This is a genomic window from Cytobacillus sp. ABV4_503, assembly GCF_056158445.1.
This window is the reverse complement of the sequence record NZ_JBSWTH010000001.1, coordinates 4,158,373-4,175,708: the sequence shown is the minus strand read 5'-3', so window position 1 is coordinate 4,175,708 and position 17,336 is coordinate 4,158,373. Positions and strand designations below refer to the sequence as shown.

The following is a 17,336-nucleotide window of genomic DNA, read 5'->3' as shown; positions in this document are numbered from 1 at the left end:
TAATTGATAAGAATATATGAATTCTGAAGTTAGATTACTGTCTAGCTTCAGCGCCTGCCCCCTCGAGGTCACAAGCCGAGCCCCCCAAAAAGGCATAGGACGCCTTTCCGTGAGGCTCGTCTTGTGCTTGAGGCCCGCAGGACAAGGAAGGCTTCGTCAGCATAAACATCGCACGACCAAAAGCGACAGCTTTTGGGAGGATGCGGGTTATGCAGACGTTGCCACAGGACGTGGCGTTCTTAGTCTGCGTTCCTTGGTGGGCAAGGCGCTTCCGCTTTTCTTTAAAGGAGAATGATCATGACCTCAAATCGATATACACCTCCTAAGCTGGATTGGGGCTTAGTATTAATATTGATGCTTTTATTTCTAGTAAGTGCCGTTTCCATTTACAGCGCACAGACAACGGGACAATATACAGAAAACTTCCTTTTGAAGCAGGTTGTCTGGTATGCCGTTGGAACAGGAATCATCGCTGCGGTAATCACACTGGATTCCGATCAGCTGAAGAAGATTTCCTGGTATGTGTACGGCCTGGGAATTGTACTGCTTGGATTCCTGATTGTGGCGCCATCAAGCATTGCCCCGGTCATTAATGGGGCGAAGGCATGGTACAAGGTTCCGGGTATGGGTTCCCTGCAGCCTGCAGAACTTGTTAAAGTGTTTATTATTCTGGTATTAGCGAAAACAATTGACGAGCATCACCAAAAAAATGCATATAAAACCATGCAGACTGATTTATGGCTGCTCATTAAACTGGTTGGTTTAACAATGGTGCCGCTGCTGCTGGTTATGCAGCAGCCTGATTTAGGGACAAGCCTTGTATTTCTGGCAATCATGCTTGGCATGATATTCATTTCAGGAATCAGCTGGAAGCTTCTGGCGCCAATATTTGGAACAGGAGCCGCTCTTGCAGGGACTATTCTGTATTTTGTTTTATGGCATCCGGATATTCTGGAGAAGTATTTAGGGGTAAAGGAATATCAGTTTGCACGTATTTATTCCTGGATTGATCCTTATAACTATCAAAGTTCAACCGGATTTCAACTGACACGCTCCCTCCTTGCCATTGGATCAGGGGAAACAAGCGGGAAAGGATATGGAACGAGGGAAGTCTATCTTCCTGAAAGCCATACCGACTTTATTTTCAGTATCGTAGGGGAAGAATTTGGTTTTGTAGGCGCAAGCATTGTCGTCAGCCTTTTCTTTCTGCTGATTTACCATATTACCAAGATTGGCATGGAAACCAATAACAATTTTTATACCTATATTTGTGTAGGTGTCATCAGCATGGTTACATTCCATGTCTTTCAAAATATCGGGATGACCATCGGCCTTTTGCCAATCACAGGCATACCGCTTCCTTTCATCAGCTATGGAGGAAGCTCGCTGATGGGGAATATGCTGGCCATGGGGCTGATTTTCTCGATCCGCTATCACTATAAAAAGTATATGTTCTCGACAAATGATTAAAATTGAAAGAGCGGGCTGCGAAAGCCCGCTCTTTATTCAATTACACCGGTTTCTTCAATTGTTACATTGCTTTTCACATCAAAACTCAGCGTTTTGTAGTCATCTTCCCACTTTTTAAAATCAAAATTCCGATGCTTGGATTTTTTCATTTGGCCAAGCCCAATTGGATCAATTCCGAGTTCCTGAAACTGTTTTAATAGTCTGAGGCATTCCTTTTCGACCTTATTCTCCAGGTTCTTTTGAACAGCGCTAACAACCTCTGATGCTAACTTATCTCCGGTATACTCCCGAATAATCCCTTCAATGTTAATCGTTATGGAAGCATGATGATCAGTTATCTTAATTTTATGCTTGGACCTTAAACTCTTTACAGCAGCTAACTCACCTTTTTTTAATTTAACATCGAAGTTTCCTTCACTATATTTATCGACCAGCAATTTAAAAAAGAACATATCTTTTACAGGAAGGATTTCTACTTCCTTATCATCTTTAAAAAGGCTGATTCCAACTATCTCCACTTTATCATCAGCGATTTTTTTTAGACGAGGCAGAAAAGGGTCCTTGCCATTCTGATAATAATCATTGGCCAAGATATGCAGATTGGTTTTGGGAATATCCCGATGGTCAATATTATGCTGTATAAGATTATAAATATAGGTTGAATTCCCTCTTGTTCCATACTCTCCTGCCATCAGATCCTCCGCTTTTCCCTCCGAAGTTGCAACAAATACCCGAGCTCCAATACTTGCGTCTCTTTGAAAGGAATCTACAAGATCATAAATTCCTTTCCTGGAAAGTTCCGGTCCAAAAACTGCCAGTTTTAACCCGCCTGTTACGACTGGCTCTGATGATTGTTTAGTCACTTCGAGAAGAAGGTCCTGGCGCAGCTTCCCACTTCCTGAGAATGTCCGGTTAATCACACTTTTATCAGGCTGGAATTCCTGGAATAATACAGTACCTCTATATTTGTCTTTTGAATCATCTGCTACATCATAGCCAACTCCTACTTCAATATTAATATCATCGAGTATTTCTTTGTCCACACAGCCGGTAAGCAGCAAAACAAGACAGAATAGTATAAGCTTCCTCATTTTTTCTTCCCCTTTTTCAGCTTCTTGGCGATCATCACAGCAGCGAAAAGCAAAGGAATGTAAATAAAGGTAAAAGCAAATCCCATTTTTCCTACATAGTCATTAAGTGTATTGATCTTTTCTCTTGTATCCAGAAAATATATAACGGACAGCACTGCAGCAACTACAAAAAACACTCCCACTTTCTGGCGGATATTAAAGACCCGTTTAATAAGCCTGGAGGCGATCCAGATGGAAATGCACACATTCGGAAGAATGATTAGGTTCCAGTTGGCAATCCCGATATATTCAAATCGTTCAACAAAGGGCATTTCAACAATTTTCCACATCGTTAAGCTGGCCCAAATTTGTTTAGCCAGCTGGTCTTCGGCAAAATAGGCAAAAGTAATAATCGCTAGAATTGTGTAAATAAGAGTGGTTGTTAATGCGCCCAGATGAGCCCACTTCTGTGATTTTTTTGGCTCTTTAATAAATGGATAGAAAAAAAGGATGATTTCAAACCCAATAAAAGTAAGGGACATATGATAAGAAGCTGTAAGAATCTCTTTAATGGAATGATCCCAGATTGGCAGCAGATTGTAAAAGTTGGAGAATTTAATCGCCCAGCCGAATGTGAGGAGGAGGTAAGCCGGCAGTACAAGCCCGAAGAAGGCTGTACCGACTACTGTTCTAAATCCTCCAAAAATAATATAAACACAAAGAATCATAAAGCCGAAGGAGAACCAGAAAGTGCTTAATTCAGGGAACATCCAAACCTGTATGACTTCAATAAATGTCCTTACTACTGTTAAGGAATACAGGATAAAATAGCCAATAAAAATGAAGCAGAGTGCCTTGCCGAAAAAGTTCCCTACGACGTATTTGTGAGCTGTTACAATATCGCCGCCAACGGTCTCGCCTATTTTATAAATCATCCAAATAATTACATGGATGCATCCGCCGGCAAATAATATGGAAATCCACGCATCGTATCCTGCATCCATTGCAATTATCCTTTGATATCCTAATACACCAATCCCTATTTGCATGGACATGACCAAGTAAAATACTAAAAAGGGAGAAATCTGCAATCTTTCTGGTATTGGCTGTTCCTTCATCTGGTTCACCTCCATTTAAGTTGGTACATTTGGCATTATTCGTCGATATCTTTTTTCTCTTCCGCCTTTTTCTTACTGAAGCGGATTGGATTTTTTGTCCGCAAAAATATCGGCCTTTTGGATTGCTTTTCAAATGGAAGCCTGATAAGGGCATCTTTCATATCCACAACACGAGGCGGATAGAGCGGCTCAAGGAATGGCCTGCCAAGTGAAGTCAGCCGTATTAAATGAGTCAGCAGTAAACAGAAGCAAAATACAATCCCGAGCAGGCCCCATAATTCTGCGAAAAACAGGAAGGGAAAGCGCAGCAGACGGATCGTATTGCCCATCCTGTATACAGGTGTTGTAAAGGAGGCGAGAGCGGCGAGAGCTACAATAATGAGCAGGACGTTACTCGTTAAGCCTGCTTCTACAGATGCAGTCCCAATTACGATTCCTCCCACGATACCGATTGTCTGGCCGACCTTGGTCGGAAGTCTGGCTCCTGCCTCACGCAGCAATTCAATGGTCAGCTCCAGAAACAATGCCTCCAGAATCGGAGGGAGTGGAATCTCCCGCCTTGATGTAATTAATGTACTAAGCAAATCCTTTGGAATAAGTTCATAATGATATGAAAGGGTTGCTACATAAATAGGTGTAACCAGTATGGAAAACGCAACTGCGAACAAACGGATGAGCCGGAAAAAAGAAGATAAAATCCAATTTAAAAAATAATCTTCAAAAGAACTGAAAAATTCAACAAGCGTGGTTGGTGTAATTAACACATGAGGTGAACCGTCAACCACAATGGCTATTTTTCCCTCTGCCAAAATTCCCGCGACCCTGTCAGGCCGCTCTGTATCAAGCAGCTGAGGGAAAGGGGAATTAGAGTTATCACTAATCAGCTGAACAATATAGGAACTGTCTGTAATGGCATCAAATTTCACATTTGTAAGTCTCTGTCTGACAGTGTTTACATTATCCTCATTTGTGATATCTTCCATATAAAGGATAGCGACTGAAGTTTTTGACAGGCTTCCCAGTGTGAATTCTTCAATAATCAGTTCTTTTACCGGCAGACGTTTCCGGATTAAATTTAAATTTTGGCCCATTGACTCGACAAAGGCTTCTTTAGGACCGATAACGGAAAATTCAACTTCAGGCTGGCTTAGCCCCCTGACGATTTCTTTTTGTGCAGCTATAAAGCCGAAATGTTTAAGTTCTGTCTCAATCGTCAGCATGACGTAGCCATTTAAAAGCTTTTGTTCGATTAGAGAAGGATCATCACAAATCTGAACATCGGCCACAGGGACAAGCTGTTTAATATCCTCTATTTCCCTGAATTCTTCTTCAAGCAGATTGGGGAGAACACCATCCTGAATAATATTTTCATCAATTAAAGTAGCCATGAAAGTAAGTCCAAAGCGCACATTTGTTTTTTGGTTATAATAAAAGATTTTTTTGAAGTCTTTGGATTTAATCAAGGATTTTTCCCATTCCTTATGCTGGATATCCTCTTTAATCCGCTTATTTTTCAACCATTTTCTCATAGGAAAATCACCATCATTTTTGGCATTACGCTTATTGTTGCCGGTTTTGGAAAACTTATGAATGGAAGGCAATAAAAAAAGAAAGTTTTGGTTGTATGGCAGTAATAGCGGGGAAAATGTAATATGGACAAATAAAAAAGGAACCTGATTGGTTCAGGTTCCTTTTAATATATTTGAGCTCCTATAAAAGAGGGGGTATTATGGGAGCGCAATCACGAGTTTAGCATTACTTCACTAGATATTTCTCTAAGTCATCCAATAGCAGGTTAGCAGCAATAACGCCGCCGGCAGTATTCCAGATGGTATCGCTGACTTCATGAACATTGCCTTCCTGTGCTACTTTAAGGTTTTTGAATAATGGATCTTCAATCCATTCTTTTGCAAGCTTGTTTGCTTCGCCATCACCAGTTTCATATGTGAAGTAGAATAATACATCTCCATCCATAGCAGGAATGCGTTCTTTTGTTGCATTTACCTCAGCGAAGTCATCTACATTCTGGCTTTCCGGGCGTGCAAGTCCAATTTGATCAAGAATGACGCCTGAGAAGGAGTCTTTATGGTAGATGCGGACATCGCCAGCCATAAAGCGGACAATGGAAACTTCCTGGTTTAAATTATCGCCAAGGCTTGTTTTAATTTCTTCGATACGGCTGTCATAATCTGCAATGACTTTTTGGCCTTCTTCTTCTTTATTAAGTGCTTTTGCATATAATTCAAAGTTTTCCTTCCAGTTTCCGCGCAATGTTTCAGCGAAAATAGTAGGGGCAATATCATTTAACTGGTCATAGATTTTTTCCTGGCGCATCTTGTTGCCAATGATAAGGTCCGGCTGCAGCGCTGCAATTGCTTCAACATTGACTTCGCTTTCTGTCCCCACAACCTGAACATCTTTCATATCATCAGCGATGTGTTCATACCATGGATCGCCAGTCCAGGACTGAACGGCACCAACTGGTGTAACACCCAAGGAAAGTAATGCTTCTGTACCTTCGTTTGTCAAAATAACAACTTTTTCAGGCGCTTTATCAAGCTTAGTTGTGCCCATTGCATGCTCAACTGTATAGCCTGTATTTTCTGTTTTGTTTCCTTCTTTTTCCTTATCAGCTGTCTCATCCTGTTCGCTGTTATTCCCGCAGGCAGCCAGGAACAAGATAGTGAAAACTGAAAGAATTGCAAGTAAAGACTTGAATTTCATTATGTACTCCTCCAATTTTGCGTTGTTAATGATAATCATTTTCATTTGACATTTTTATAGTACTGTGGACACTTAAAATTGTCAATAGGTAATTGAAAATCATTTTCATTTAATTTGATAAATGATCAGTGAAAATGATTTTCAAACTCATTGACAGCTATACTCCCGTACAATAGACTGAAAATATAAGTAAACTTTATTATTTGATGCAAGAAAGGTATTATCTATGGAGCTAAAAACAAATTCTGCAAGGTGGGCTGGGTTAATTGCAGCTATCCTGCTATTACTAGTATTAATGTCTTTCAGTATTGTATACGGATATACTGACACAACCTGGAAGATGGCAATTGATGCATTTACAAAATTCGATGGAACGAATGAGCACATAATCATTCAATCAGTCCGACTGCCTAGAGCCTTGATTGCGGCGTCGGTAGGGGCAAGCCTTGCGATAGCGGGCGTATTGCTCCAGACATTGACAAAGAATCCCCTTGCAGCTCCTGAGATTTTCGGAATAAACGCGGGTGCTGGATTTGCTGTCGTTATTACAGTAACGCTCTTTTCAATTAGTAACTTGCAGGTCTTTACATGGGTTTCATTTCTGGGAGCTGCTGTTTCATTTATTTTTGTATATATAATTGGCTCTATCGGCAGGGAAGGGCTGACACCCATGAAATTAACCCTTGCCGGTGCTGCGATGAGTGCCATGTTTGCTTCGATGACACAAGGCTTTCTCGTTATTAATGAGACTGCCCTGGAACAGGTGCTATTTTGGCTGGCAGGATCGGTATCGGGGAGGAAGCTGGAGACCCTCGCAGCTGTATTCCCATATTTATTAGCCGGCTGGATCTTCTCGATGATCATTGCGGGGAAATTGAACGTCTTATCAATGGGCGAGGATGTAGCGAAGGGGCTTGGCCTGAAAACAGGACTGCTGAAATTGGGTGCGGGGATTGTTATTGTGCTTCTCTCAGGAGGAGCGGTGGCTGTTGCTGGTCCTATTGGCTTTCTGGGCATCGTCATTCCCCATTTAACCCGTGCAGTTGTCGGCATTGATCATCGCTGGGTGATACCTTATGCTGGCCTTTTCGGGGGGATGCTCCTTCTTGTAGCGGACATAGCATCAAGGTATATCATCATGCCGCAGGAAGTTCCTGTTGGAGTCATGACAGCTGTAATTGGAACTCCTTTCTTTGTGTATATTGCCAGAAGGGGGTTCAATCAGTAATGAAAAAATATTATAACTTGCGTTTGTTTAGCGATAGAATTTCTTTTTTAGTAAACCGGAAAGCACTTATCACTTTTTTATTATTGGCAGCAGCTGCTGCCGGAGTTTTTGTCATCAGCACCGGCACGGGTGAAATGAAAATCAGCCCTCTGAAGGTAGTGCAGGTATTCTTTGGCGGGGGTTCGGATATGGATAGGCTGGTCATTCAGTCATTCAGACTTCCAAGAATTATCGTCGCCTTAATGGTAGGAATAGCGCTTGCTGCAGCGGGGGGCATCCTGCAGGGAATTATCAGAAATCCGCTTGCATCTCCTGACATAATCGGCATTACAGGAGGGGCATCTGTAGCAGTTGTGGCTTTTCTTGCTTTTTTTAGTGATAAAAATAATGCCTTAACTGTAAGTATTAATTGGATGCCTCTTGCAGCTTTTGCTGGTGCTGCTATTTTGGCCTTCCTTGTTTATTTTCTTGCCTATAAGGATGGTGTGTCGCCAGTACGGCTTGTTTTAATTGGGATCGGACTTGCAAGCCTAATGAAGGCATTGACCACCTTGATGATGGTCTTTGGGCCGATTTACCAGGCAAGCCAGGCGAATATTTGGATCACCGGGACTGTTTACGGTTCAAATTGGGATAATGTCGCAATTTTGGTCCCGTGGACAATCGTGTTTCTGGTATTGGCGTTTGTTTTAGCACGAAATGTCAATATCCAGGAACTTGGAGATGATATTGCAAAGGGTGTAGGGAGCACAGTACAGAAATACCGGTTTCTTTTGCTGATGGTCAGCACAGCATTAATTGGCGGGGCTGTTGCATTTGGCGGCGGAATAGGCTTTGTTGGATTAATGGCTCCTCATATGGCCCGGAGGCTGGTTGGCTCTGCTTTTGGCGCTTTGCTTCCGGCTTCCGCACTGATTGGAGGAATCCTTGTGATGGCAGCCGACCTGATAGGCAGGACTTTGTTCTCTCCGCTTGAAATCCCGGCGGGTGTTTTTACAGCCAGCATTGGCGCACCTTACTTTATTTACCTGCTTTTCAAGACAAGAAACGCATAAGCTGGAAAAGCTTGAAACTCGTATCGTATTAGTAACTGGATAGCCTATAGATATAGATAATAACGAAAAGGAGAGGGGCAGAAATGACAGCAGGGCAAGCGATCGCAACAAAAGACTTAACCTTATCATATGGGGACACCATTATTATTAATGAATTGGACTTGGAAATTCCTAAGGGAGAAATCACAGTATTTATCGGTGGAAATGGCTGCGGAAAATCGACATTGCTAAGGTCCATTGCCCGGCTGCTAAAGCCTAAATCAGGTGCCGTTTTATTGGAAGGTGAGGCTATAGCAAGACTATCGACCAAAGATGTTGCCAGAAAGATGGCGATTCTGCCCCAATCCCCTTCTGCGCCAGAAGGACTCACTGTGCTGCAGCTTGTCAAACAGGGGCGGTACCCTTATCAAACATGGCTGAAGCAATGGTCAACTGAAGATGAATTAAAGGTCAGAAATGCCTTAAAGGCCACAGGCATGGAAGAATTAAAAGACCGGACTGTCGATTCATTATCCGGGGGACAGCGCCAGCGCGCCTGGATTGCCATGACATTGGCTCAGGATACTGATACGATTCTTCTTGATGAGCCTACTACCTATTTAGATATGACCCACCAAATTGAAATACTGGACTTATTATTTGAATTAAATGAAAAAGAAAAGCGTACCATCGTCATGGTGCTGCATGATCTGAATTTGGCCTGCCGCTATGCCCATAATATTGTTGCCATAAAGAATCAGAAGGTTTTCGCTCAGGGCAAGCCCGAACATGTCATAAATTGCGGATTAGTCAAAACCGTATTCGGCATGGAGTGCGAGGTTACGATAGATCCATTATTCGGCACACCGCTCTGCATCCCTTATGGGAAAGGCAGATGTATTTTAAAAGGGCAAGGATTCCAGGGATGATTAAATTAACAGGAGAACAGGCAGAAGCTCTCAGGCAGTTCAGACTTGCCCAGGATTCAGGAGAACGGTCTCCTTTAACCATTGAAGTGAAAAAGCTGCTGGATACCGGTCAGACAGGTTCATACCTGGATAAAGTGAAAAATCATATAGGAGCAGCTGATAAAAAAACGGCTGCTTCTATATTAATTAAAAGATATGCCTTTCTGCCTGTAATTTACTTGTATAGCATGACGTCCTGGAATATCAAATTGGATATCAGGCATGAAAATGTAACATTTGTCAGTCAGGAACAAGATGGACTATGGCTTCCCGGCTTTAGTTTTATTCACCTTCAAGGCAAAGGTATTGAGACGGAAAGGGAAAATTGGAGAGAGGATGCTGTAGGAACTCTTTTTAATGGCCATATCTTTCCGGTATTGAATAGAATAGCAAACGAAGCAAATGTTTCTAAATTAATTCTTTGGGAGAATATAGCGATTTATCTGTTCTGGCTTTATGAAAAGATTTTACCTTCGGAAACACATTCGGAACAGGCTGCTGAAGATTTTAAGTTTATCCTTGAAGAGGCTTCTGGCAATTTGTTCGGCTGCGGAAATACTAATCCCTTAAAGAAATTTGACAGTAATAAAATACTGATAGAAAGTACCGGCAAAACAGTGAGGCCAAGAAAAACATGCTGCTTTTCCTATTTGACCAGCAGCGGCAAACGATGCGGAACATGTCCACAGGCTTGCAGGATAAAGGAGGATCGCAATGAATGAGAAGTTGAAGGAACAGCTGGATGGCCTGCTTGAAAAATATACCGAACTTCTAATCGGAGAGACCTCCCCGGAGTTAAAAGAAAAGGTTGAAGCTTGGGCGCTGTACTCTTTTATAGCGAAATCCATGCCGCCTCTAGCCAAACATTGGAATGATACATACCCTGATGCAAAAGAGGAAATGAAGGCTCTGATCGCCGAAATTAAAACAATGAATGAAGAGATTAGAAACAAAAAATAGGTAATAATTTTAGGATCTGGAAAAACCGCTGCAGATAAAAAATCAGCGGTTTTTTTTGAGGAATGTTTTGCACTTGTTAAATGCAGCTTTCTTATTGCATCTGACCATTGCCATATGGCAATTGATTTGTATAGCCCTGAAATTGCTGATAAGATTGCTGAAGCTTCTGCTGGTCAGCCGCTTCAACTTTATACCAGCCTTTTTTGAACATTAGATTATAAAATTCTCTCTGCTGGTTTTGTGTTTCGTTAAAAGCCGCAAGAATATCCTGATACAGGCTCTGATGGCTTGCCTCATTTAGGGCAACAGAGTAGGCATCAGTCATATATTTTTCTGTAGATAAAATATCATTCGTAAAATCCCGTTCATTCATTTGCGGTGTTTTATTCACCTGTGTCTCAGGATTTTGAATCGTATTTGGATTCTGGTTCTGGTTCATTTTCAAGGCTCCTTCCTATTGCATTCCCATAAAGCTTTGCTGATTTTGCTGGTTTAAATGAACAAGCAGCTGTTCGTAGTGTCGCTGATGCATTTGGCCGCATTGCTCGAAGTGTGTTTTTAGCTCCTGGTCCTGGCATTGCTGAGCGTAAAAATGCGCTTTTTTACAGGCGAGAAGGTTCCAGGAAAGCATATCTGTTAAGTAAAGGGCATCCTTAGTGGAAATAACAGCAGGAGGCTGCTGCATAATGCCCTGCTGGTTCTGCATATTCATATTTGGCTGTTGCATTAATTGTCCCTCCAATTCTTTTAGCGCTATAATAACTGCATTTCTTTTCGAGGATATCTTTCCTCTTAAAAACGTTTACTATTCTGCAGAAAATGAATCACCTGTATACATAATGGAAACTATAAAAGGCTGACGGCAGCCAGCCTTTAAACAGCAGGTTATCGCTTATATTGATTATTTTGGCTATTCCTTTTTTTAGGCCCTTGCCTTTCAACGGTAGGACCCGCATCTCCCTGGACACTTGCAGCGCTGACACCTGCTTTAGAAGGATCTTTTTTCATTTTTCCCATTTCTTTCACCTCCGTAACGAACAAAAAATGTTTCCCTTTTAGAGTGTCCAAAACACTTATTTACATTTCGCATAAAATATATAAATAACAGCTGAGGCGTTAAAAGAATTCAAAACATTTCTAAATTTCCACTTAAAATCATTGCGTAAATTTTGCAAATATTTTATAGTTATAACTAACAGAACTCATTCAGAAGAGAAGCATATTTTTTTTGAGATTAAAATGAATGAGTATTCATTCAAAAAAGTTAAAGGGGGAAATAAAGTTGATCCAACAAATAAAGAAGGCGGCAGTTTTAGGCTCCGGAGTCATGGGTTCAGGAATCGCAGCCCATCTGGCCAATATCGGAATCCCGACATTATTACTGGATATCGCTCCTCGCGAACTAACGGATGCTGAAAAGGCAAAGGGGCTTACTCTTGAAGATAAAGCAGTCCGCAATCGAATCAGTGAAGGAAACCGCCAAAAATTATTAAAGCAAAAACCGGCTCCATTAACTTCCAAAAAGAACATTGCGTTGATTGAGGCGGGAAACTTTGAAGATGACATGGAGCGTCTAAAGGATGTCGATTGGATTATTGAAGTTGTTGTTGAGAATCTCGCCATAAAGAAGCAGGTTTTTGAAAAAGTGGACCAATTCCGCAAGCCTGGTAGCATCGTCAGCTCCAATACGTCTGGAATATCTGTAGAAGCAATGTCAGAAGGGCGCTCGGAAGATTTCCAAAAAAACTTTCTTGGAACACATTTCTTTAATCCTCCTCGCTACTTAAAGCTTCTTGAGGTCATCCCTACTAAAAAGACTTCTTCTGAAGTGCTGTCATTTATGAAGCAATTTGGAGAAGATGTACTGGGAAAAGGAGTAGTTGAAGCAAAAGATACACCAAACTTTATCGCCAATCGAATCGGAACTTATGGCCTGCTGGTTACAGTGCAGGAGATGCTAAAGGGCGGGTACAGTATCGGTGAAGTAGATTCCATAACCGGACCGCTGATTGGCCGGCCAAAAAGTGCTACATTCAGAACACTTGATGTTGTAGGGCTTGATACATTTATACACGTGGCAAACAATGTTTATGACCAGGTGGACGGGAAAGAAAAGGATGTATTTGAAGTTCCGGGCTTTATGAAAGTGATGCAGGAAAAAGGCTGGCTTGGAAGCAAGTCAGGGCAAGGATTTTTCTTGAAAAAGGGCAAAGAGATTCTTGAGCTGAATCCTGAATCTCTGGAATACGGTCCGCGCAAAAAGCTTAAGACAGCTTCCACGGAATTGAGCAAGCAGGAAAAAGGCACTTCTGGAAAATTGAAAGCGCTTGTCTATTCAGATGACCGTGCAGGCCAATTATTGTGGAATATCCTGAGTCCGGCTCTTCTTTACTCGGCGCAATTACTCGGCGAAATAGCTGATGAAGTAACAGCAATAGACAAAGCGATGAAATGGGGCTTTGGCTGGGAAATGGGGCCATTTGAAACCTGGGATGCCATTGGTGTAGGGAAATCTGTTCAGAAGATGGAAGATGCAGGTGAGGAAGTGCCGGCATGGGTAAAGGATATGCTGGAAAAAGGATTTGATTCTTTCTATAAAGAAGAGGAAGGCAAGCAATATTTCTATCACAATGGCGAGTACAGATTGATTGAGGAAAACCCTAAAGCAATCAATTTGAAACAGTTAAAGAAGCAAAAAGGTGTAATTAAAAAGAATACCGGTGCAAGCATGATTGATCTAGGCGATGGTGTTGCACTGCTTGAATTCCATTCGCAAAGCAATGCCATTGGACTGGATATTATCCAAATGATCAACTTTGCAGTGGATGAAGTGGAGAAGAACTACAAAGGGCTTGTTATCGGGAATCAGGGCAAAAATTTCTGTGTAGGCGCGAACCTCGGAATGATCCTCATGGAAGCGCAGGATGACAATATATATGAACTGGATATGGTAGTCCGCCAGTTCCAGAATGCCATGATGAAAATTAAGTACAGTGCGAAACCGGTTGTTGCGGCTCCATTTGGCATGACGCTTGGAGGCGGGGCTGAGGTTTGTCTGCCGGCAGCACATATTCAGGCATCAAGTGAAACATATATGGGACTTGTTGAAGTGGGGGTAGGCCTGATTCCGGGAGGCAGCGGTAATAAGGAGCTATACCTCAAACATCTTGAAAGTATGCCAAATGGTGTTGATTTTGACCTTCAAAAGGTTGCCAATAAAGTTTTTGAATCAATTGCAATGGCAAAGGTTTCTACATCAGGAGAAGAAGCAAGGGATAATAACTTCCTGAACCTTGCTGATGGAATCAGTGTGAATGGAGACCATCTTCTCTATGATGCAAAGCAGGCTGTACTGGCTCTTCATGACAAAGGCTATAAGCCTCCAGTCCGCAAAAAAGTGCCGGTTGTCGGAGAAACAGGATATGCAACACTTCTGCTTGGAGCTCAGGCAATGCTTTATTCCGGCTATATCTCAGAGCACGATCTTAAAATCGCTAAAAAGCTGGCTTATGTAATTGCAGGCGGAAAAGTCCCATATGGAACAGAAGTAGATGAGCAATATCTGCTTGATCTGGAGCGGGAAGCATTCCTTAGTCTTGTGGCTGAACCGAAATCTCAGCAGCGTATGCAGCACATGCTTTTAAAAGGAAAGCCATTGCGCAACTAAATGATAGATTAGGACATTAAGAGAAAGAGAGGGAACGTAATGAGAGAAGCGGTAATAGTTGCAGGTGCCAGGACACCGGTCGGAAAAGCCAAAAAAGGTACGCTTGCAAACGTCAGGCCGGATGACTTAGGTGCACTTGCAGTAAAGGAAACCCTTAAGCGCGCAGGAAATTATGAAGGAAATATCGATGATCTAATTATCGGCTGTTCAATGCCTGAAGCAGAACAGGGTCTGAACATGGCAAGGAATATCGGAGCTCTTGCAGGACTTTCACATGAAGTGCCGGGGATAACAATCAATCGCTATTGTTCTTCAGGCCTGCAGGCAATTGCCTATGCAGCTGAAAAAATCATGATTGGCCATGCAGATACAATCATTGCGGGCGGAGCGGAATCTATGAGCCTTGTGCCAATGATGGGGCATGTAGTCCGCCCGAATGCCAAACTGGCCGAAACAGCTCCCCAATACTATATGGGTATGGGACATACAGCTGAAGAAGTTGCAAAGAAGTATGGCATTACACGAGAAGACCAGGATGCATTTGCGGTCAGAAGTCATCAGAGGGCTGCGCAGGCAATCCGGGAAGGCAAATTTGAAGATGAAATTGTGCCAGTAGACGTAACGTTTAGATCCATTGGAAAAGACAATAAGCTTACAGAAAAAACAATCCAGTTCAGCCAGGATGAAGGCGTCCGTGCGGATTCTACAGTTGAAACACTCGGAAAATTGCGTCCGGCATTCTCGGTAACCGGCAGTGTCACAGCTGGAAATTCCTCGCAGACAAGCGATGGAGCTGCAGCTGTGATGGTAATGGACCGGGAAAAGGCGGAGTCTTCTGGGCTGAAGCCAATGGCTAAATTCAGAAGCTTTGCAGTAGGCGGTGTTCCTCCTGAAATCATGGGTGTCGGTCCAGTTGTTGCCATTCCTAAAGCGTTAAAGCTTGCAGGGCTGGAGCTTTCCGATATCGGTTTGTTTGAATTGAATGAAGCTTTTGCGTCCCAATCCATTCAAATTATCCGTGAGCTGGGCTTAGATGAAGAGAAAGTAAATGTTAATGGAGGGGCGATTGCACTTGGACACCCGCTGGGCTGCTCCGGTGCCAAGCTCACTCTATCTCTAATCCATGAAATGAAGCGCCGCAATCAGCAATTCGGGGTTGTAACAATGTGCATCGGAGGCGGAATGGGCGCCGCTGGAGTATTTGAGCTTTTATAATATGAACCAATAATCCGGAGGAGAAGCCAGAGCTTTTTCCCGCAAAATAGAATGGAGGAAATAGATAATGTCAAACCAAACTGAAAATCTTATTAAAGGCGGAAGCTTTTTAATCGAAGATGTTTCCTATGACCGGGTTTTTACGCCTGAGGACTATACAGATGAGCAGATTATGATTGCTAAGACAACTGAAGATTATGTTGTAAATGAAGTTGTCCCGCAAATTGAGCATCTTGAAAACCACGAATTTGACCGGTCGGTAAAGTTATTGAAGCAAGCTGGAGACCTTGGACTATTAGGCGCAGATGTTCCTGAGGAATACGGCGGACTTGCTTTAGATAAAGTAAGCTCTGCACTTATTGCCGAGAAAATGGCGCGTGCAGGCGGCTTTTCCATATCGCATGGTGCACATGTTGGAATCGGCTCCCTTCCGATTGTTCTTTTCGGAAATGAAGAGCAAAAACAAAAATACCTTCCTGCACTGGCTACTGGTGAAAAGCTTGCTGCTTATGCATTGACGGAGCCAAGCTCAGGTTCTGATGCTCTTGGAGCAAAAACGAATGCCAAGCTGAATGCTGAGGGTACTCACTATGTATTAAACGGAGAAAAGCAATGGATAACGAATGCAGGCTTCGCAGATGTATTCGTAGTATACGCAAAAATTGACGGCGAACACTTCTCTGCATTCATCGTTGAAAGAGAGTTCCCAGGTGTATCTGTAGGGGCAGAAGAAAAGAAAATGGGAATTAAGAGCTCTTCTACCCGTACGTTAATTCTTGAAGATGCCCAGGTGCCAAGAGAAAATCTTCTTGGTGAATTTGGCAAGGGACATGTGATTGCTTTTAATATCTTAAATATTGGCCGCTATAAGTTAGGTGTAGGAGCAGTTGGCGGTGCGAAGCGCGCATTCGAACTTGCCGTTCAATATGCCAATCAGCGCCAGCAGTTTAAGACACCAATCGCGCAGTTTAATTTGACAAAAGAAAAGCTGGGAACGATGGCTTCTAAGATTTATGCCGCTGAAAGTGCAGTATATCGGACTGTAGGCTTATTCGAGGACCGTATGAGCAAGCTTTCGGACGAAGAAGTGAAAGATGGAAAAGAAGTGGCGAAGTCAATCGCTGAATATGCTATTGAGTGCTCTATGAATAAATTCTTTAATACGGAAGTCCTCGACTACGTAGTGGATGAAGGTGTTCAGATCCATGGAGGCTATGGATTCATGGCTGAATATGAGATTGAAAGAGCTTACCGTGATTCACGCATTAACCGTATTTTCGAAGGAACAAACGAAATCAATCGTCTGCTGGTGCCTGGCACGTACCTCCGCAAAGCACTAAAAGGAGAGCTTCCATTATTTCAGAAAGCCCAGGCGCTGCAGGAAGAGCTCATGATGATGATGCCTGAAGAGCCAGGTGACGAGCCGCTTGCACAGGAAAAATATCTGGTGAAAAACGCGAAGAAAATCGGCTTGCTTGCAGCTGGTTTAGCAGCACAGAAGTACGGAAAAGCTCTTGAAAAAGAACAGGAAGTACTTGTAAACATTGCGGATATTATTTCAAATGCTTATGCAATGGAGTCTGTAGTACTCCGCACTGAAAAGGCTATTGAAAAGGCAGGACTTGAAAAGAGCAAGCAAAAACTTCTGTACACCCAAATCTTCTGCCAGGAAGCATTTAACAAAATCGAGCAGGATGCAAAAGAAACACTTGTAGCAGTAGAAAATGGCGATGCCCTGCGCATGATGATGTCTGCACTTCGCAAATTCACCCGCCACACCCCAATCAACGTCATTGCAAAGAAGCGTGAAGCATCAGAAAAACTGATCGACGCGGAACGTTTCACAGTTTAATCGATTTAGGCTCCCTTTATCAAGAAGGGA

At 42.6% G+C, this 17,336-nt stretch carries 16 protein-coding genes; 9 read left to right on the top strand and 7 right to left on the bottom strand.

Going from position 1 to position 17,336, the window contains the following annotated elements; genetic code table 11:
• Positions 1–297 precede the first annotated feature (297 nt).
• Complete coding sequence (rodA, locus tag ACXAD1_RS21045) at positions 298–1,470, top strand: rod shape-determining protein RodA (RefSeq protein ID WP_206840252.1); 1,173 nt, start codon at positions 298–300, stop codon at positions 1,468–1,470.
• A 32-nt stretch (positions 1,471–1,502) separates the two neighbouring features.
• Here rodA and ACXAD1_RS21040 read toward each other — a convergent pair whose 3' ends face one another.
• The 4 genes from ACXAD1_RS21040 to ACXAD1_RS21025 form a co-directional block, all read right to left on the bottom strand.
• Positions 1,503–2,561, bottom strand: a complete 1,059-nt coding sequence (locus tag ACXAD1_RS21040; RefSeq protein WP_206840256.1) for a Ger(x)C family spore germination protein — start codon at positions 2,559–2,561, stop codon at positions 1,503–1,505.
• Positions 2,558–3,658 carry a GerAB/ArcD/ProY family transporter gene (locus tag ACXAD1_RS21035; protein WP_206840257.1) on the bottom strand — a complete coding sequence of 367 codons (1,101 nt, stop codon included), beginning with the start codon at positions 3,656–3,658 and terminating at the stop codon, positions 2,558–2,560. Before ACXAD1_RS21035 ends, ACXAD1_RS21040 begins: the two co-directional genes overlap by 4 nt.
• A gap of 35 nt (positions 3,659–3,693) precedes the next feature.
• A complete protein-coding gene (locus ACXAD1_RS21030; RefSeq protein WP_206840258.1) occupies positions 3,694–5,187 on the bottom strand; it encodes a spore germination protein in 1,494 nt (497 codons plus the stop codon).
• Positions 5,188–5,413: 226 nt separating this feature from the next.
• A complete protein-coding gene (locus tag ACXAD1_RS21025; protein ID WP_206840260.1) occupies positions 5,414–6,382 on the bottom strand; it encodes an ABC transporter substrate-binding protein in 969 nt (322 codons plus the stop codon).
• A gap of 226 nt (positions 6,383–6,608) precedes the next feature.
• Between ACXAD1_RS21025 and ACXAD1_RS21020 the strand changes: the two genes are divergently transcribed.
• The 5 genes from ACXAD1_RS21020 to ACXAD1_RS21000 all read left to right on the top strand — a co-directional run bounded on the left by ACXAD1_RS21020 (position 6,609) and on the right by ACXAD1_RS21000 (position 10,572).
• A complete protein-coding gene (locus tag ACXAD1_RS21020) occupies positions 6,609–7,610 on the top strand; it encodes a FecCD family ABC transporter permease (protein WP_206840261.1) in 1,002 nt (333 codons plus the stop codon).
• Positions 7,610–8,665 carry a FecCD family ABC transporter permease gene (locus ACXAD1_RS21015; RefSeq protein ID WP_206840262.1) on the top strand — a complete coding sequence of 352 codons (1,056 nt, stop codon included), beginning with the start codon at positions 7,610–7,612 and terminating at the stop codon, positions 8,663–8,665. The genes ACXAD1_RS21020 and ACXAD1_RS21015 overlap by 1 nt, the downstream gene beginning before the upstream one ends.
• 83 nt (positions 8,666–8,748) lie before the next feature.
• Positions 8,749–9,573: an ABC transporter ATP-binding protein gene (locus tag ACXAD1_RS21010; protein WP_206840263.1), complete on the top strand. Its 825-nt coding sequence runs from the start codon at positions 8,749–8,751 to the stop codon at positions 9,571–9,573.
• Positions 9,570–10,334, top strand: coding sequence for an IucA/IucC family C-terminal-domain containing protein (locus ACXAD1_RS21005; protein ID WP_474910883.1), 765 nt, complete (start codon positions 9,570–9,572; stop codon positions 10,332–10,334). The genes ACXAD1_RS21010 and ACXAD1_RS21005 overlap by 4 nt, the downstream gene beginning before the upstream one ends.
• The gene (locus ACXAD1_RS21000) at positions 10,327–10,572 is read left to right on the top strand and encodes a YusU family protein (RefSeq protein WP_206840265.1); all 246 of its coding nucleotides are present in this window, start codon (positions 10,327–10,329) and stop codon (positions 10,570–10,572) included. The genes ACXAD1_RS21005 and ACXAD1_RS21000 overlap by 8 nt, the downstream gene beginning before the upstream one ends.
• 91 nt (positions 10,573–10,663) lie before the next feature.
• On the opposite strand, the gene ACXAD1_RS20995 is transcribed toward ACXAD1_RS21000, so the two are convergent.
• The 3 genes from ACXAD1_RS20995 to ACXAD1_RS20985 form a co-directional block, all read right to left on the bottom strand.
• Positions 10,664–11,011, bottom strand: a complete 348-nt coding sequence (locus ACXAD1_RS20995; protein WP_206840266.1) for a spore coat protein — start codon at positions 11,009–11,011, stop codon at positions 10,664–10,666.
• A 15-nt stretch (positions 11,012–11,026) separates the two neighbouring features.
• A complete protein-coding gene (locus ACXAD1_RS20990) occupies positions 11,027–11,299 on the bottom strand; it encodes a hypothetical protein (protein WP_206840267.1) in 273 nt (90 codons plus the stop codon).
• Positions 11,300–11,457: 158 nt separating this feature from the next.
• Positions 11,458–11,589: a YuzL family protein gene (locus ACXAD1_RS20985; protein WP_019383262.1), complete on the bottom strand. Its 132-nt coding sequence runs from the start codon at positions 11,587–11,589 to the stop codon at positions 11,458–11,460.
• Between the two features lie 268 nt (positions 11,590–11,857).
• On the opposite strand from ACXAD1_RS20985, the gene ACXAD1_RS20980 reads away from it, so the two are divergent.
• From ACXAD1_RS20980 to ACXAD1_RS20970, 3 genes are all read left to right on the top strand, one after another.
• Positions 11,858–14,239, top strand: a complete 2,382-nt coding sequence (locus tag ACXAD1_RS20980) for a 3-hydroxyacyl-CoA dehydrogenase/enoyl-CoA hydratase family protein (RefSeq protein ID WP_474911337.1) — start codon at positions 11,858–11,860, stop codon at positions 14,237–14,239.
• 39 nt (positions 14,240–14,278) lie between these two features.
• Positions 14,279–15,454: an acetyl-CoA C-acetyltransferase gene (locus ACXAD1_RS20975; RefSeq protein WP_474910882.1), complete on the top strand. Its 1,176-nt coding sequence runs from the start codon at positions 14,279–14,281 to the stop codon at positions 15,452–15,454.
• A gap of 67 nt (positions 15,455–15,521) precedes the next feature.
• Positions 15,522–17,306 (top strand): acyl-CoA dehydrogenase family protein, encoded by a 1,785-nt coding sequence (locus ACXAD1_RS20970; RefSeq protein ID WP_206840271.1) that lies wholly within the window; start codon positions 15,522–15,524, stop codon positions 17,304–17,306.
• Positions 17,307–17,336: the final 30 nt, after the last annotated feature.

Excerpts from the sequence above, each read along its gene's own strand:
- ACXAD1_RS21015 (WP_206840262.1), top strand. The coding sequence starts at position 7,610 with ATGAAAAAATATTATAACTTGCGTTTGTTTAGCGATAGAATTTCTTTT.
- ACXAD1_RS21035 (WP_206840257.1), bottom strand. The coding sequence starts at position 3,658 with ATGAAGGAACAGCCAATACCAGAAAGATTGCAGATTTCTCCCTTTTTA.
- ACXAD1_RS21025 (WP_206840260.1), bottom strand. The coding sequence starts at position 6,382 with ATGAAATTCAAGTCTTTACTTGCAATTCTTTCAGTTTTCACTATCTTG.
- ACXAD1_RS20995 (WP_206840266.1), bottom strand. The coding sequence starts at position 11,011 with ATGAACCAGAACCAGAATCCAAATACGATTCAAAATCCTGAGACACAG.
- ACXAD1_RS20990 (WP_206840267.1), bottom strand. The coding sequence starts at position 11,299 with ATGCAACAGCCAAATATGAATATGCAGAACCAGCAGGGCATTATGCAG.
- ACXAD1_RS21005 (WP_474910883.1), top strand. The coding sequence starts at position 9,570 with ATGATTAAATTAACAGGAGAACAGGCAGAAGCTCTCAGGCAGTTCAGA.
- ACXAD1_RS21020 (WP_206840261.1), top strand. The coding sequence starts at position 6,609 with ATGGAGCTAAAAACAAATTCTGCAAGGTGGGCTGGGTTAATTGCAGCT.
- ACXAD1_RS21040 (WP_206840256.1), bottom strand. The coding sequence starts at position 2,561 with ATGAGGAAGCTTATACTATTCTGTCTTGTTTTGCTGCTTACCGGCTGT.
- ACXAD1_RS21010 (WP_206840263.1), top strand. The coding sequence starts at position 8,749 with ATGACAGCAGGGCAAGCGATCGCAACAAAAGACTTAACCTTATCATAT.
- ACXAD1_RS21030 (WP_206840258.1), bottom strand. The coding sequence starts at position 5,187 with ATGAGAAAATGGTTGAAAAATAAGCGGATTAAAGAGGATATCCAGCAT.
- rodA (WP_206840252.1), top strand. The coding sequence starts at position 298 with ATGACCTCAAATCGATATACACCTCCTAAGCTGGATTGGGGCTTAGTA.
- ACXAD1_RS21000 (WP_206840265.1), top strand. The coding sequence starts at position 10,327 with ATGAATGAGAAGTTGAAGGAACAGCTGGATGGCCTGCTTGAAAAATAT.
- ACXAD1_RS20985 (WP_019383262.1), bottom strand. The coding sequence starts at position 11,589 with ATGGGAAAAATGAAAAAAGATCCTTCTAAAGCAGGTGTCAGCGCTGCA.
- ACXAD1_RS20975 (WP_474910882.1), top strand. The coding sequence starts at position 14,279 with ATGAGAGAAGCGGTAATAGTTGCAGGTGCCAGGACACCGGTCGGAAAA.
- ACXAD1_RS20970 (WP_206840271.1), top strand. The coding sequence starts at position 15,522 with ATGTCAAACCAAACTGAAAATCTTATTAAAGGCGGAAGCTTTTTAATC.